Source organism: Hymenobacter fodinae (assembly GCF_004745825.1).
Classification (GTDB): domain Bacteria; phylum Bacteroidota; class Bacteroidia; order Cytophagales; family Hymenobacteraceae; genus Hymenobacter; species Hymenobacter fodinae.
On record NZ_SRLA01000002.1, the window covers coordinates 593374 to 609785 of the forward strand.

13 protein-coding genes are annotated in these 16412 nt (G+C 54.5%); 3 read left to right on the plus strand and 10 right to left on the minus strand.

Annotation, left to right across the window (positions count from 1 at the left end):
* Positions 1–30: 30 nt before the first annotated feature.
* Positions 31–3336 (minus strand): PAS domain-containing protein, encoded by a 3306-nt coding sequence (locus EU556_RS09765; protein WP_135433648.1) that lies wholly within the window; start codon positions 3334–3336, stop codon positions 31–33.
* Between the two features lie 270 nt (positions 3337–3606).
* Here EU556_RS09765 and EU556_RS09770 point away from each other — a divergent pair, with 270 nt between their 5' ends.
* Entirely contained in the window at positions 3607–5175 is a 1569-nt protein-coding gene (locus tag EU556_RS09770; RefSeq protein WP_135433650.1) for a M28 family metallopeptidase, read from the plus strand.
* A gap of 92 nt (positions 5176–5267) precedes the next feature.
* Here the strand turns inward: EU556_RS09770 and EU556_RS09775 are convergent, their stop codons facing one another.
* The 4 genes from EU556_RS09775 to EU556_RS09790 form a co-directional block, all read right to left on the minus strand.
* Positions 5268–5915 carry a hypothetical protein gene (locus tag EU556_RS09775; protein WP_135433652.1) on the minus strand — a complete coding sequence of 216 codons (648 nt, stop codon included), beginning with the start codon at positions 5913–5915 and terminating at the stop codon, positions 5268–5270.
* Between the two features lie 4 nt (positions 5916–5919).
* Positions 5920–6780, minus strand: coding sequence for a dienelactone hydrolase family protein (locus EU556_RS09780; RefSeq protein WP_135433654.1), 861 nt, complete (start codon positions 6778–6780; stop codon positions 5920–5922).
* A 76-nt stretch (positions 6781–6856) separates the two neighbouring features.
* Positions 6857–7228: a cupin domain-containing protein gene (locus EU556_RS09785; RefSeq protein WP_135433656.1), complete on the minus strand. Its 372-nt coding sequence runs from the start codon at positions 7226–7228 to the stop codon at positions 6857–6859.
* A gap of 49 nt (positions 7229–7277) precedes the next feature.
* Positions 7278–7514 carry a Kazal-type serine protease inhibitor domain-containing protein gene (locus tag EU556_RS09790; protein WP_135433658.1) on the minus strand — a complete coding sequence of 79 codons (237 nt, stop codon included), beginning with the start codon at positions 7512–7514 and terminating at the stop codon, positions 7278–7280.
* Positions 7515–7773: 259 nt separating this feature from the next.
* On the opposite strand from EU556_RS09790, the gene EU556_RS26750 reads away from it, so the two are divergent.
* Entirely contained in the window at positions 7774–8211 is a 438-nt protein-coding gene (locus tag EU556_RS26750) for a CsbD family protein (protein ID WP_135433660.1), read from the plus strand.
* 139 nt (positions 8212–8350) lie between these two features.
* Positions 8351–8722 (plus strand): YtxH domain-containing protein, encoded by a 372-nt coding sequence (locus EU556_RS09800; protein ID WP_135433662.1) that lies wholly within the window; start codon positions 8351–8353, stop codon positions 8720–8722.
* Between the two features lie 581 nt (positions 8723–9303).
* Here the strand turns inward: EU556_RS09800 and lysS are convergent.
* The 5 genes from lysS to EU556_RS09825 form a co-directional block, all read right to left on the minus strand.
* Positions 9304–10866, minus strand: coding sequence for a lysine--tRNA ligase (lysS, locus tag EU556_RS09805; protein ID WP_135433664.1), 1563 nt, complete (start codon positions 10864–10866; stop codon positions 9304–9306).
* A 194-nt stretch (positions 10867–11060) separates the two neighbouring features.
* Entirely contained in the window at positions 11061–12083 is a 1023-nt protein-coding gene (locus EU556_RS09810) for a hypothetical protein (protein WP_135433666.1), read from the minus strand.
* 293 nt (positions 12084–12376) lie between these two features.
* The gene (locus EU556_RS09815; RefSeq protein WP_135433668.1) at positions 12377–14524 is read right to left on the minus strand and encodes a carboxy terminal-processing peptidase; all 2148 of its coding nucleotides are present in this window, start codon (positions 14522–14524) and stop codon (positions 12377–12379) included.
* Between the two features lie 335 nt (positions 14525–14859).
* A complete protein-coding gene (locus tag EU556_RS09820) occupies positions 14860–15735 on the minus strand; it encodes a hypothetical protein (protein ID WP_394346108.1) in 876 nt (291 codons plus the stop codon).
* Positions 15736–15929: 194 nt separating this feature from the next.
* On the minus strand, positions 15930–16298 hold the full coding sequence (locus tag EU556_RS09825; protein WP_135433669.1) for a hypothetical protein: 369 nt from the start codon (positions 16296–16298) through the stop codon (positions 15930–15932).
* Positions 16299–16412: the final 114 nt, after the last annotated feature.

The window sequence follows — 16412 nt, forward strand, 5'->3', positions numbered from 1 at the left end:
ATGTATGAGAGAACCGGTGAACAGCTGTGGCTACCGTTTGAAGTAAATAGTGAACGTAGCACCGTGGCCTACTTCGCTGTGTACTTCAATTCGGCCCCCAGCGTTTTCTACCATCCGCTTTACCATATACAATCCTACTCCTGAGCCCTCCACGTGCGTGTGCAAGCGCTGAAACATGGCGAATAATTGCCGCTCCCGAGTAAGGTCGAATCCTAGGCCATTGTCTTGCACTTCCAGTACCAAGTAGTCGGCTTCAGTCCGGGCTCGAATGTATACTTCGGGGGTTCGGTCGGGGTGATGATACTTGAGGGCATTGCTAAGTAAGTTATACACTACAGAGCGCAGATTTTTCTCCGGAAACATCACCGTCGGAACCTCCTCTACTGCTACGTGCAGGCGGCCATTTACTGCCAGCAGGAGCGGAGCCAGGTCGAGGCTGACTTCATCAATCACGGGAGCGAGAGAAACTTGGCTGGCCGGCTGGTCGTGCTCTTTTTGCAGCTTACTAACATCCGTGAGGTGCTCAATGGTACGCGTGAACCGGTCCACGGAGTCTTGCATGAGGGCCAGGATGTGAGCCACCTCATCTGAGCGGTGCTGAGCTACTAGCTCGTTCTGGAGCATGTGCAGCAACCCCTCAATGTTGGTAATAGGCGCCTTTAGGTCGTGCGAGGCGGTGTAGATGAAGTTGTCGAGGTCAACGTTGGTCCGGGTAAGTTGCGCATTGGAGGCACGCAGGTTTATGTTGAGCGCCTGCGTTTCGTCGCGGGAGGTGCGCAACTTTTTGGTTAGGCGCTGTAGGGCCAATTCCGCCAGTCGTTGCTCGTGCACATCCACAACGGTTCCCACAAACCCCTCAAACTCGCCTTGCTCACTGAAGCGGGGCGCTCCGGCGTCGCTCACCCACCGGTATATACCATCGTGTCGGCGCAAGCGGTACACCGCATGAAATGGAACACGACGCGCATTCGCGTCGAGAAAGGTCGTCTCAGCCTCCGCGGCTTCGTCGGGGTGCACGGCACTGAGCCAGCCCAGACCCAGAGCTTCGGCCTCAGTTTGACCGGTATACACGTACCACTGCTGGTTGAGATACACGCACTGACCCTGGGGGTCGTTCACCCACAACATAGCCGGCACGTTGTTGGCCATTTTCCGAAACGATTCCTCCCGTTCTTCTACCACCCGGCGTGCCAGTACCTGGTCTGTTACTTCGTGCGCAAAAACCATAATTCCATCGGAGGCACCTTGCGCGTTGAGGCGAGCCTCATACGTGAAGGTGAAATACAGCTCCTCCAGCGGGTCGCCCTCGTGGCGAGCCACCATGAGCTGCATTTCTTTGGCCACGTAGGTTTCGCCGGTGGTGTACACTTGCTGCAGCACCGCCGGAATGGGAGAGTCGGCTAGCTCTGGTAGCGCCTGCAGGGCTGGCCGGTTGAGTAAGTCACGACCCGGAAAAATAGCCTGATAAGCGGGGTTTACGAGCTGAAAAACCATCTCGGGACCCGTAAGAATGGCAATAGGAGCAGGGGCCTGCATGAATAGCTCGTGCAGTTGGCGCTGCTGGGCTTCGCGGGCCTGGCGGGCCTGCACCTGCTCCGTCACGTCGTAGGCGAAGATGGAGATGCCCACAATCTGCTCCTGCTCCCGGTAGGCCTGGTAGGTGAAGGTGAAGTACACATTAGTAGTGGTGCCGTCGGGCTGCTGCAAGTTCAGGGGCAATTCCGTACCGAAGAAGGTCTCTCCGGTCCGGTACACTGTGTCGAGCAGCTGCAGAAACCCTTGCTGGACGGTTTCGGGTAAGGCCTCTGCTACTGGCTGCCCCACAAGTTGGCGCAACGGGAACAGCTGCTGATAGGCCGCATTTACATATTCAAACCGGTGGGCCGGGCCGCGCATGAGGGCAATACAAGCAGGGGTTTGCTCGAATACCTGATAAAACGTTTCCCGCTCCCGTATCCGGCGCTGGGCTTCCTCTAGCACGGCCTGCTGGGTCCGGATAAGCTGGGTATGATTGGCTAGCAGTTCTTCATTAGAGGTTTGCAATTCCTCATTGGTAGCGGCCAGCTCCTCATTTATCACGGCTAGCTCCTCGTTAAGAGCCTGCACTTTCTCGCGGGCCTGCACCTGCTCGGTAACATCGGCTATCAGGCTGTAAAAGCCCAGCACGGTGCCGTCTTGCACATCAGGCACGTAGCTGGTGTGAATGTGCCGCACAAAGTCGTGGCGGTAGGGCATGGTCAGGTCGAACTCCAGCCGTTCTCCCGCCAGAGCCCGCTCTATGTAGCTCCGGGCCCGCTGGTAGGCTTCTTCACCTAAAACACCCTGCACCGGCTGATCTACAAACTCATCTGCCGAGAGATTAAACCACGACTCATAGGCTTGATTGGCAAACTGGTAACGATGGTTGCGGTCCACGTAGCTGATAAGCACGGGCAGGGCATTCGTTAGCAACTTCAGACGCTTTGAAACGGCCTCACTTTGCTGACGGGCAACTACTTGCGCCGTTACTTCGAAGGCAAACACCACCACTCCGTTAATGTGACCGGCGTCATCGTAGCGAGGTTGCTGAATGTAGTTGAAATACCGGTCTTCCAGTTCCCCGTCTTCGTTCCGCGCCACCGGAATCAGAATCTCCTGCTCTTTGTGAGTAATGCCCGTGTCAAATACCTGCCGCAGCGTCCGGTATACTTCGTGGTCAGCAATTTCGGGCAGGGCCGCCAGAATGGGCTTACCCAGCAGCTCCCGGCCCGGAAACAGCTCTTGGTAAGAAGGGTTTACCAACTCATACACCAAGCTAGGCCCATTTAGTATGCAGATGGCGGCGGGAGCTTCCATAAATAGGCTGGATAGCCGGGCCTCCTCACGCCTAGCCGACGCAATGGCTAAGTGGTCTGATTGCCGGCGGGCTTCCTCCTGCACTCTTTCTGTCACATCAACTACCCGGTGCAGAATGTGCTGCACAGTGCCTTGGTCATCGAGCACTGGCGTATTAAGCGGAAGCCAGTGGCGCTCTACAAACTGGCCCGGATGGGCGGGGTCAGGCAAATCGTACCGCAGCCGGGCCATTTCATGGGGTTTGCCCGTAGCTAGCACCTGCTCCAGCGAAGCACGCAAGTTGCCTAATGACTGCACCTCAGGGCCGGCTTCGCTTTCTGAGAATACTTCTAGCACTGACTGGCCTAGGAGTGCTTCCCGCGTTGTGAGCGTGGTAGCAACATAGGCGTCGCTGACGGCTTCAATTACCAGGGAAGGGGAAAGTAGCAGATAAGCCCCCGGCAACGCATTAAAGACGGGAAACAGTCCTGACAGATCAGACCCGGAAGAAGCAGGATTCATGGGTAATTGATAACGAAGGCGTTACGTACGCAAGCTACTGGGGCACCGGATAGCTAGGGAGCAACTGAAGGGGCAAAGATGGACTTTTAGGTACAAACTAGAATTTGCCGCTCTGGGTTTAGCAGCTCGGCGGCCGAGGCGGTATACGCATAGTACACGAAGGCAGAGGCTAGAAAAGAAACCTTTTCGCACGAAGTTGGGAATGGGGCGCAACGCTTGGGCTATTCCGGTTACTTTAGCTACCAAAGCTTCCTTCCTCCTTATAACTCCATGAATACACTAACTCTACTCACCTTAGCCGGCAGCTTGGCGGTTGCGGCTCCTTCTCTTGCGCAGCAAACCGAGAAGTTGGATCAGGCTGCCCTTGCTAAGATCAAAGACGAAGGCCTGAACCGTTCGAAAGTGATGGAAACGGCCTTTTACCTAACGGATGTATGCGGCCCGCGCTTGGCCAACTCAGAGGGCCTGCAGCGCGCCAACGAGTGGACCAAGAAGCAGCTCACCAGCTGGGGCTTGGTGAAAGCCAACGTGGAGCCCTGGGGCACTTTCGGCCGAGGCTGGGACATTGAAAAGTCATACGTGGCCATGACGGCGCCGTACTATCACACTCTCATTGGGGCTCCCAAGGCTTGGACGCCCAGCACCAATGGTACCCTCAAAAAGCAGGTAATAGTAGTGAAAGCGGCCACCGAAGCCGACCTCGATAAATACAAAGGCCAGCTGCGCGACAAAATTGCTTTGCTGGAGGTGCCAAATCCACCGAAGCCTTCCTTCGAGCCTGATGCCAAGCGCTACACCGACGACGAGCTGCGCAAGATGGCGGAGAAGCCCGCGGCCCCTGCGGCCAACGCTACGCCAGATGCCGACCGCATGGCAACCTTCCGGGCCCGGGCAGCCCTGCGGACCAAGCTCACCGAAATGCTTCAGACCGAGGGAGCCGCGGCGGTGCTGAGCACCCGTGGTGGCTCCGATGGTACGTTCTTTACCTCAAACGGCGCCCCCTATGCCGCCGATGCCAAACCCGTGCTGCCCGAGCTGGAAATGGCCCCCGAAGACCAACTGCGCCTGATTCGTCTTTCGGAAGCCGGCATTCCGGTAGAGATTGAGCTGGAAACTCGCACCCGCTTCCAGGATAAGGACCTGAAAGGGTACAACGTGGTAGCTGAAATTCCGGGCACTGACAAAAAGCTGAAGAACGAAGTGGTAATGCTGGGCGGGCACCTCGACTCCTGGCACGCCGCTACTGGTGCTACCGACAATGCCGCCGGTTGCGCCATCATGATGGAAGCCGTACGCATCATCAAAGCCACTGGTGTGCAGCCGCGCCGTACCATCCGGATTGCCTTGTGGGGTGAGGAGGAGCAGGGGTTGTTTGGCTCGCGCAACTACGTGAAAAACCACTTCGCCGACCCCGCCACCATGAAGCTGCTGCCCGAGCACGAGAAGCTGGCCGCTTACTTCAACCTCGACAACGGTGCTGGTAAAATCCGCGGTATCTACGCGCAGAGCAATGAAGCCGTGATGCCCATCTTCCAGCAGTGGCTGCAGCCCTTCGCCGACCTGGGTGCTACCACCGTATCACCGCGTAACACCGGCGGCACCGACCACCTCTCGTTTGATGCCGTAGGCCTGCCTGGCTTCCAGTTCATCCAAGACCCCCTGGACTACGGCACCCGCACTCACCACACCAACATGGACACTTACGAGCGCCTGCCCGCCGAAGACCTGAAGCAGGCTTCTGTGCTGGTAGCTTCCTTCGTGTACCAAGCCGCTATGCGTGACCAAAAGCTACCCCGCAAGCCGTTGCCCGCCGCCAAGCCGGAAGCACAACGCCTCTAGGCCAGTTAGATAATTAATGCAGAAGCCCCGCTAGACGCTATCTAGTGGGGCTTCTGTTTTTATAAGTACCGTTGATTGGTCTAGCCGCGTAATTAACACGGCATCCAGTAATCTATTCGCACTAGCTTGTCCTTGTCGAAGAACAGGATCCAGCCGTCGTCGCTGGGGGTACTGCCCGTGGCTAGCTCAACGGCCGTCAGTTCGCCTAAGTCTTGCACGTTGATCGTGTGCCGGTTCTTTACCGCTTGGGGAAATTTTTGGGCCACCTCTTGCAGCGTCGTAGTTTGGCTGAGGTGCAACGCAGGGGTGTGCAGCGCCAACTTTGGGTTGTTGCGGAAGTCCAGCGTCCCGATCACAGCCGTGTCGCCGTACACTTCCAGCAGGCTGTGTTTAAAGTAAGCGTAGGTAAACTTCTTGTCGAAGTACGAGACGCATACCTCATCCATATTGGGCGCAACCAGGCTATCGGGCTGGCCTAGCAAGCGGTACAGCTCGGCTGTTTTCCCAAGCAACGGCTGCTTGCCATTGATGGTGGTAGCTTTCCAATCAATGTATTCGCCGGGAGCGTAGGCCATTTCCTCTTCCACCGCTGCGGTATCAGCAGACCCAGCTGCGTTGGGTTTAGCCGTTTCAATGGCCGCCGCTTTCCGCGAGCCGGACTCCTGACACCCCGCCAGCGCTAGGCCACTCAAGGCGCCGGCCACCAAGCACGTGGTGAGGGTATGTGAAAACTGCGTCATGGGGCTAGCTCAACGTTTGTTTAAAAAGCTTAAGGGTCCGGTCCCAAGCCAGTTTAGCGGCTTCGGCGTTGTAGCGGGCGGGTGAGGAGTCGTTGTTGAAGGCGTGGTTTACGTTGGGGTACACAAACTGCTCGTAGTGCACACCAGCTGCTTTCAGGGCGGCTTCGTAGGCCACCATACCAGCATTTACCCGCTCATCGAGGCCAGCGTAGTGTAGCATGAGGGCAGCTTTGATGTTAGGCACTTGCTCAGCTGGGGGCTGGGTACCGTAGTAGGCCACGGCAGCGTTTAGTTTGGGGTCGTGGGTGGCGAGGCTATTGGCCATAGCCCCACCCCAGCAAAAACCCACGCAACCCGTTTTGCCATTGGAGTCGGGGCGGGAGCGCAGATAGGTTAAGGCCGCCAGGTAATTATTCAGATTCTGCTGCTTATCAAGCTTACCAATAAGTGCGCGGCCTTCATCCTCATTAGTGGGCGTGCCGCCAAATACCGAGAGAGCATCTACGCCCAAGGCTAGGTAGCCTGCGGTAGCCACGCGGCGGGTTACGTCTTTGATGTGGGGCGTGAGCCCCCGATTTTCGTGAATTACAACTACGGCCCCGCGCTTTTTCTTACCCTTGGGGTGCACCAAGTAGCCCTTCATGGTCACCCCAGCGTCGCCGGGCCAGGTCACGTCTTCCGTTACCAGGTTGTTGTCGTCGGCAGCTACGGTGGCGGCGTTTGCGTAACCGGGTTCCAGTACGGCCAGCGCCGCAGCCGCCAGGGCCGTGCCGCCGGCCAGCTTCACTAGCCGCTCCATAAACTCCTTGCGGGTGAGCGGAGCGTGGGTGTACTCGTCGAAGAGGTTAATAATGCGCTGATCCATTGGTAGTAACAAAGGTGGGGGGAGAGTATGTAAGGTAATTACTGGCTAGGTAGTAGCTCAGCTAGCCCCGTAAGGCTTACTCTTCTTCTCGGTGTACCGTGGCTGGGCTGAAGGCGGGCACGCAAATAGACCAGTACTCGCACTCCGCCTCAAAGGGGTTGGAGTAGCGTACCCGGGCCCCGGCCTTAATCAGCAACGATTCGCCCGCGCCCAACTCAATCACGTCGCCATCCACCTCAAACCGCTTGCGACCCCGCACCACTATCGTTACCTCATCGAACTCAGGACGCTGGTGCGGCTCGCTCCAGTGTGGTGGTGCCACCATGTGGGCTACGCTGTACTGCCCGGTGCCCGTGCTGGCCTGGCCAATGTGCTCTTCAATGAGCTTGCCGTCGGTGGTAGGAACTACAAAGGGGTGTTGCTGCCGGAAATAGCGTTTCTCAGACATAGGGGAGGGGCAAACAAAGAAAGTGAAGGGCAAAGAAGGCGTGGCAGACCTACTTAGTAGCGCAGGGGCCTTTGGTGAAACTCGTTACGCCGGCATTGGTGGCTGTGCACGCGTTACCATACGTTTTACCATCGCAGCCACACACGGGGTCGTACTGCATGGTGCACATGGCGTCTGGGTTGATTTTGCTGGGGTCTATACAGGGTTTTTGGGCCGTAGCGGGAACAGGCCGCTGGCAGGTGGCCAGCAAAGGCAGGAGGGCAAGAGCCGTCAGGAGGGTTTTCATGGCGCAATCAACTAGAGAGTTGGCAAGAAATCAATAAATCCGTTCTCCATACGCTACTCTGCGCTTTTGCGAGGACGCGATACAAATATTTTGCAGCAACTATTTTTGCCCGAATACTATAACCTGGGCTGCGGAGCTTCGTATAGTTTGAACACTGGTACCTACATGCTCAGGCCGGAAAGCGCAAGGCTACCCCCTGATAGGCCTAGGACCTTGAATCAGAATTTACATTTTTCACTCCCTTTCTCTCTCCACTATTATGTCGTATCACGAAGAAGAAGACAACTCGGGTAAAATCCTCCTCGCTGCTCTTGCTGGTGCTGGCGCCGGTATCATTGCTGGCCTGTTGATGGCTCCCGATAAAGGCAAAGCCACTCGTGAAAAGCTCGGCGCTACGGCTACGAAATACAGCGGCCAACTGGGCGAACAACTCTCGAAATACGGCGAAGACCTCGACTCTCGCTTCAAAGGCTATATCGAAAAGCTCGAAGATCTCGGCCTGACTGGTGCCGGCAGCAAACTGAAGCTGAAAGGCAACTGGGATGAGGCTAAAGGCAAGCTGAAGCAGCAGTACGCGCAGCTCACCGACGAAGACCTGGAGTATGCTGAAGGCCAAGGCGACGAGCTGGTAGGCCGTCTGCAGAACAAGCTCGGCAAAGCCAAGAGCGAAGTAGTAAAACTGCTGAACGACCTGTAGGCCACTCAGCTAAGTAAAAAAGCCCCTGCTTTCTTTGGAGAGCAGGGGCTTTTTTTAACCGACGCACTGCTGAATTTGTATATAGAGCGCGGGGTATAGATAACGCTCCTGACCGTTCACTCACTAACCGTTTACTTCCATGCAAGACACGAAAGGTAAAGTTATTTTCTCCCTACTGGCGGGAGCCACTGCTGGCATTGTAGCAGGTTTATTGCTGGCTCCCGAAACGGGTGACGAAACGCGGTCGGGCCTGAAAAAATCAGCCTCGAAGCTCGGCGACGACCTGAACAAGTTGTTGAAGGATGGGCTTTCCCGCTTGAACTCCCTGAAAGCTGATGCACCCGTGTCTGACCAGCAGCAGGCCGACCGCTCGGCCGCCGACAACTTGCTTAGCTCATTGGATAGGCCTAGCGGCCCCTCCGTTTCCGAGGCCGGCTTCACTCACGACGGTGACTCTGATTACGATGGAATTGGGAGTGACGTACGGCACCATCCGGGCTCCATTCACTAACTTTTTTTGCGCAGCTTGTAACCTTACTCGCACAGCCTCGTTAAAGAATATACAAACCAGCTTAAAAGAAGACTGGAGAAGGTATTGAAGTAAAATTGCCGACCGTAGAGCTTCTGACAGGATCTGGTCAAACAACCCGTCAGTAAAATCGTACGCTGTCCATCGCACATTTCTTCAGTATCCCCTGTCGGAATGGTAAGTTGTTTTGTGTTTTATAAAGGAAAGCCTCCCGCATTTATTGTAGCGGGAGGCTTTCTGACTTTATAGGGTTTCGGTAAGGGTAGCTGTAATGGCCTAGAAAAAAATATCAGGAATTTTTAAGGCTACCGTAACCTTACCTGTTGGGCTCCGTTAAAGAATACATAACCAGCTTGATAGAAGTTGGACACGCACCTGTCGTAAAATTGCCGGCTGTAAAGCTTCTGCCAGGAAATGGTTTAACATTCCTGAGAGTAAAATTTACTTGCCCATCGCAAGCTTCCTCAGGCAAAGGCTGTTCAACGGACCAATAAGTTGCTTATAACAGAAAGCCTCCCGCCATTCAATAGCGGGAGGCTTTCTTATTTCTAGGCCACCTAGGTTTACGCTTCCGCCTCTGGCTTGGGCGCATTTTCTGACTTGGTGTACTCCGGCTTCATCTGCGGGAAGAACAGCACGTCTTGGATGGAGTTGGAGTTGGTCATGATCATGCTCAGGCGGTCGATGCCAATGCCTAGGCCAGCTGTGGGCGGCATGCCATACTCCAGAGCACGTAGGAAGTCCTCGTCAAGCACCATAGCTTCGGTGTCACCGCGCTTGCCCAATTCCAGCTGCTCCTCAAAGCGGGCCCGCTGATCGATGGGGTCGTTGAGCTCCGAGAAGGCGTTGCAGATTTCCTTGCCGTTGCAAATAGCCTCGAAGCGCTCTACCAAGCCGGGCTTGCTGCGGTGCTTCTTCGCCAGCGGCGACATTTCTACGGGGTAGTCGGTAATGAACGTAGGCTGGATCAGCTTGGGCTCCACGTGCTCCCCAAAAATCTCGTCGATGATCTTGGCCTTGCCCATGCTGGGGTCGAGGCCTACTTTCAGGTCTTTAGCCGCAGCGCGCAGTTCTTCTTCGTTCTTGCCGTCGATGTTGAAGCCCGTGTAGTGCTCAATGGCCTCGGCCATGGTGAAGCGTTTCCAGGGGCGCTGGAAGTTGATAACATTCTGGCCTACCTGCACTTCGGTTTTGCCGTGCAACGTCAGGGCTACGCGCTCTACCATTTCTTCCACCAGATCCATCATCCAGTAGTAGTCTTTGTAGGCCACGTACAGCTCCATCTGCGTGAACTCGGGGTTGTGGAAGCGGCTCATGCCCTCGTTGCGGAAGTCCTTCGAGAACTCGTACACGCCATCAAAGCCTCCTACAATCAGGCGCTTCAGATACAACTCGTTGGCAATGCGCAGGTAGAGCGTCATGTCCAGTGTGTTGTGGTGCGTCTTAAAGGGACGAGCGGCAGCACCACCGTACAAGGGCTGCAGGATGGGCGTTTCCACCTCCATATAGCCTTTGTCGTTGAGGTAGTTGCGCATGGCTTGTACCAGTTGGGTACGCTTCACGAAAGCGTCGCGCACGTGCGGGTTTACTACCAGGTCCACGTACCGCTGACGGTAGCGCTGCTCTGGATCGGTGAAGGCGTCATATGTTGTTTCTTGTCCAGTGGCTTCATCTACTACACGACGAACCACGGGCAAAGGGCGCAGGCTCTTGCTCAGCAGCGTGAAGCCGGTTACGTGCACAGAGGTTTCCCCCACCATGGTCTTGAACACGTGGCCTTTTACGCCCACAAAGTCACCGAGGTCTACTAGCTTCTTGAAGACGGTGTTGTAGAGTTCTTTGTCCTCACCTGGGCAGATTTCGTCGCGGTTAATGTAGAGCTGAATGCGGCCCGAAGCGTCTTGTAGTTCCGCGAAGGAGGCCTTGCCCTTCACCCGAATCGACATGAGGCGGCCAGCCAGGCTCACGTCCTGGAAGTTATTCAGCTCGGGGTGGTAGTTGTCGTGAATCTCCTGGGCGTAGAAGTTCACGTCGAACAGCTCCGATGGGTAGGGCTCGATACCGAGCTTCTGAAGCTCTTCTAATTTATTGCGACGAATTAACTCCTGTTCGCTGAGGTGCTGCATGGGTCGGGGCGTAAAAGCAAGGCCCTCCAGGGGCCGTAAAAGTCAAGCTGCAAAAATAGCGCGGCCAGAACACTTATTTGCATAAACCAGTGAATTGATAGATAGTTGGGTGGCCTACAAGCAAAAAGCGCCACCCTAGGAGGGTGGCGCTTTGGTGTATATGGAGTAGGACTACAAAAGATCAAGTAAGGAGCTTACGCTGCTACGCGCATAGTAGGCTCCTGATCCATCAAGATGGGCTCGATGCGCGAATGCAGGCGGTCTTCCACGAAGGAATGCTGCAGGTGCTTCGGCAACTCGGCCACCATCTTCTGGTAGCGCTCCAAGCCCATGGCCTTCGCCACGTACGTCTCGTGAATACCGTTGAGGTAGCTCACAATATCCAGCAGCGACTGGTGGAAAAGCTTGAAGTCAATCTCGGCCTCCACGTAGCGCTCAATCTCGCGGCTGGTCTGCGAAATCTGCAGGCGGCCTAGCAAATCGAAGACAGTAGTGTAGCCCAGGCGCCAGGTAATCTGCTGCCAGTGTGAAGCCGTCCACTTATCGAGCACCTTGCCAGTCTTCTGGCTACGGAGCGCGGTGTTGGGGTTAGCCTGCACCTGCTGGCGCGTCCACTGGGCCTTCATCTTACGCGTAGTGCGCAAGAACTGGCCAATCTGGGCTTGGGCATCAATCTCCTTACCGGCAATATGCAGCCCAGCCTTATAGCCAGCCAGCGGCAAGCGGTGAATGCTAAAGTCGCCGTAGGTACCGGCAGCATAGAATGAAACCGGACGCGGATAAGCATTGCGCACTACCAGGCGGCCTACCTCACGGCGGATCAACGAAGGATTATTGCTGCGCACACCAGCCGTGTACAGGAAGGCCTGTAAGCCAGCCATGATGGTGTGGTAGGCCTGCGGGAAAGTCCAGTGCAGGGCGTTGCGCAGGTAGTCTTCGTCACCGAGCTCTGCGGTTGCGCGTAGGGCATACTCAGTGCTCCAGCACGCGTGCAGCAGCTTGGCAATAGCCTGCTCATCGGCTTCTACTAGCTCAGCCTGGTGAGCCCGAAAGAAGGGGAGATGCTGTAGGCCACCCAGCGCGTCGTCGCCCTGCTGAATGTGATAGTTGATTGCAAAGAAGTAGTTAAGGAACACCTGGGCCGGAATGGATTTGCGCCACGTTTCCTCAGCCTGCTTCTGCTCCTCCGTTACGAGAGGAATGATTGGAGTTTCCATGTTCATCGTCGTCATGCTAAGTAAACAGGTAGAAGGCATTTTGAGTTCTTATTTGCTAAGTTTTTTGACAGTTAAATACTTATCATAAGTAGTTGATTATAAATTATTTAAAAAAATAATTTCAATGATGATGCAATGGGTGAATTTTAGATTATTTGCTAATTTAAATAGCTTAAGAGTGCTAAGCAAGTGAGGATACAGATTTGTTAGCTACACTGATACCAAAAGACGCAAAAAAGCCCCTTGTACTATTGTACAAGGGGCTTTACTAGCAAGGGCTAGTGGCCTAGATCTTAGATTTGATCCTTTAAGACGGCTACGGCTTCACGTAGCGTGATGTCTTTCTTTAAAGGCTTAGTAAAGCGCGAGGCACGGTTCACTTTAATCGTGTCGGCTCCTTGAGCACGCAGGTCAACTGCCAGCGGGGCAATAGCCATAACTGGAGCGGCATTTTGGATGGCTTCGTACTTATCCGACTCCACCTTAGCTTGCTGTTGCTCAGCCCGGTAAGAAGCCAGCTTCAACGATACTTTCGTGTCATCCTTACGCTTCACCATGCGCTGTACCATACCCGAGAGCTGCTTGAAGCTAGGGCTAGCGGCAACACGCGTTGAGCTGGCCTGCTTCAGCTTGTCAATAGCCGGAGCATTGCTCCAGGCGCGGTAACGGGCTGGGCTGATTTCATCCCACTTCAGTGGGTAGTCAGACTCTTTCTCGCCCTGGTCGAGGTAGCTATAAGCGTCGGGCAGCACGATGTCAGGAATAACACCTTTGAACTGAGTAGAGCCACCATTGATGCGGTAAAACTTCTGCGTAGTCAGCTTCAGCGAGCCGAAGGGCTTGATGCTGTTGAACTCAGCAGGCATTGCGTCATCGAGGTCGAAGATGCGCTGCACGGTGCCCTTACCATAAGTGCTGGCCGAGCCCATAATTACGCCACGCTTGTAGTCCTGCATAGCAGCTGCCAGAATCTCAGAAGCGGAAGCGCTGTATTTGTTAACCAGCAATACCAGCGGACCGCCATATTGCACGCGTGGGTCCTTGTCGTTGTAAACGCTGGCGGCACCCTGGCCACCACGAACTTGTACAATTGGGCCACTCTCAATGAATAGGCCAGCCATTTCTACGGCATCCTGCAGAGAGCCACCACCGTTGAAGCGCAGATCAAGCACAACACCTTGTACGTTCTCTTGCTTCAGCTTTTCCAGCTCTTTCTTTACGTCGTTGGCTGAGCTGCGGCTGCCGCTGTCGTTAAAGTCAGCGTAGAAGGTAGGTAGCTTGATGTAGCCAATCTTCTTGCCACCATCATTGATAGTAGCCGACTGCGCGTAGGTTTCTTCAATCACTACCACATCCCGGATGATGGAAATGATCTTGGTGCTGGCGTCAGGCTTTTTCACCGTCAGGCGGACTTCCGTGCCTTTCTTGCCCTTGATGAGCGATACAGCTTTGTCAAGGCGCATGCCTTCAACCGATACCGGCTCAGCTGGGCCCTGCGCAACTCGCATAATGATGTCGCCGGCTTTCAACTCACCCTGACGGTATGAGGCACTGCCGGGAATGATGTCGCTAACCTTAATTTGGCCATCTTTCTCCTGCAGAGAAGCACCGATACCCTCGAAACGGCCGGTCATGGCCTGATCAAAGGTTTCCTTGTCACGAGGCGCGAAATACTCCGTGTGAGGGTCATAGGTGTTGGCAATGGTATTGGCATACGTAGCCAAACGGTCATTGGCATCGGTCTGCTGCAGGTCGCGGAAGTAGTCATCGAAATACTTCTGTACGCGCTTGCGGGCTTCGGCCTCCATCTGCTCGGGCGTGCGAGTAGGCTCTGAAGTAGTAGCGGCCGAAGGAGTGGCAGCGGTAGAAGCCAGCGGCTTATCTTTTTTCTTCGACTGCTCATCCATCATTTCTGAAACGCGCACCATGGTCTGGTACTTCAGGAACTTGCGCCACTCTTCACGCTGAGCAGCAGCATTAGCAGGGAAAGTAGTTTTGTCTGGCTCGGTCTCGAACGACTCCTCCGTGGTGAAGTCGAATGGCTTAGCCAAGATGTCGTGGTACAGCGTCTGCACATCTTTCACGCGCTGGTCCATAAGCTGAGTGCTCAGATCCAAAAACTCGTGTGTGCCGCGCAGCACCTGGTTGTCAATATCGCTTTGATACTTGCGCAACTGATCAACATCAGATTGCAGCAAGAATTTTTTGCTGGAGTCAAGGCGCTTCAGGTACAAGTCGAACACCCGCTTAGAGAAGGCATCGTCAATTTTTTCGGGCTGATAGTGCGCCGCGCTCAGACCCTGCAGCATGGCCTTAATCAGTACCTCGTCTTTCTGCGGTGTGCGGGCATCATTACGCTGATACAGCTTATAGGAGGCCAGCACGAATACTGCCAGCAGCACCGAGGCGTATAGGCCTATCTTAATTCGAGTGGAGGACATGAAGAGTCGTGATGAAATGGAGAAAATTCAAACGTACGCCAGAAGCCTACTAGCGCTTTACGCGCTCTAATTAGGGCTTGTTGTACTTAAAAACGCTGCGAAGCAATAAATAAGTGCCCAACTCTAGAGTGCAGGGTGAAAAAGAGTAAAGTTTAGATATACGCCTGCTTCAATAAAGAGTCTAGGCCAGTAGCAAGTGCAATTTACCTGCCTAAAACAAAGAAGCACCGAAAAAGTGAGTACTCCATGAAGCCGCATTTAAAAAATGCTATACAAACAAAAAGGCCCTTCCCCCGGAAGGGAAGGGCCTTTTTTAACTGAGCGGTTAGTACCGTCTAGTAACGACGTACTTTGTCGCCGTTGTTACGACGGAACTCGTCTTCGAAGTAGCGGGCATCATCGTCGTTGCGGTGTTTTACACCCATTACAATGTTACCTTCTTTGATGTCGCTTTCGTACTCAGCGGCATGCTCTTCAGGAATACCCGAGCCTACCAAAGCACCTACTAGGCCACCCGTCAGACCACCGGCACCTGCGCCAGCCAGAGCGGCGGCAATAGGACCAGCAATTACGAGGCCTAAGCCTGGCAGAGCTACTGAAGTACCGATAGCGGCAATAGCACCAATTACAGCACCAGCAGTGCCACCGATGGCCGAACCTACGCCAGCACCTTCCATAGCTTTATCGCCCAGATCGGTGTCAGGCGTGTTATCGCCGAAGTGACGCTTACGCGTGTCGTCCGACATCAGTACGTTCACATCGTCTTTCGAGTAGCCACGCGAAGAAAGCGACTGGTACGCACGCTCGGCGCTGTCACGGTCACGGAAAGTACCATAAGTAGTCGAACCCGAGCTCGAACCGTAGGTAGTGTTGCTGCCAGTTACAGCACGGCCAGCATCACCAGCAGCGTTTTGTACAGCATCAATGCCAGCACCTACTGCAGCACCTGCCGAGCCAGCAATAGCTGCACCCTTAGCAGTGGCATCGTGGTCGTGGTGAGGGTTGTTGTCGCCAGAGTTGGTCAGGGGGTAGTTAGAGCTACCGGTAGTAGAACCGCTTACGCTAGAGTCACCAGTGGATGAGTTACCCATGTTGCCGCTAGAGTTGCTTTCGCTACCAGTGCCATAGCCAGAACCGGCTGAGCCAGTACCGTAGTTTGCGCCTGAACCTGTGCCGCTATTCGTGGGGTTGATTGAATCGTTGGTGTTCATGAGGTGGGAAGTAAAATGAATGAATAGGAGAGAGTAACCACCTGCTGTCGTACAAATTTTGGAAAGGAAAGTACAACAGCGGTTTCAGAATAGCTTAACGGGAGGCATTAAGCAGGGGTTACATAAAATTTGGCTCTTTCTCTCTACTATTCACTTATGCTAGGCCACCTATGTGAAGAGTAATTATTTAAGAATCAGGCAAATTGCTTAAAGTTGTCTTCGTTTTGCCAAAAGGCCCGGCATTCTTTCCGTAACTCTTTTAAAAAGCCTTCTTGCTGTTTCAGGCTTCGCCATTCACCTAGGCCTAGCCGTTCGCACAGTTTATAGAAGTTGTCGCCCTGGCCCTTGGAGCCCTCTACCTTTACTAGGCAGCTGAGAATAGGCCGGCCAGCTTGAAACTCATTTTCAGAAATCTCCGCTAGCAGCTCGTTCAAGCCAGCTTTCTCGTGGGAAATATCCAGGTTCAGGCCTAGCTCGGCTTCCTGTACTAAGTTGAGGTAGCTAGTGGTGCCCACCTGGGTGCGGGCAAAACGGATTAAATGGCTGCGTACTCGGCCGATCATGAGCAAAATGGAATAGGGGAGCGGAATCTACCAAAAAAAAGCGCCCGTCCAATCAACAGTAAGTTGAAAGGACGGGCGCCCGCTAACCAAAATTATGCCGTTAAAGACAAAACC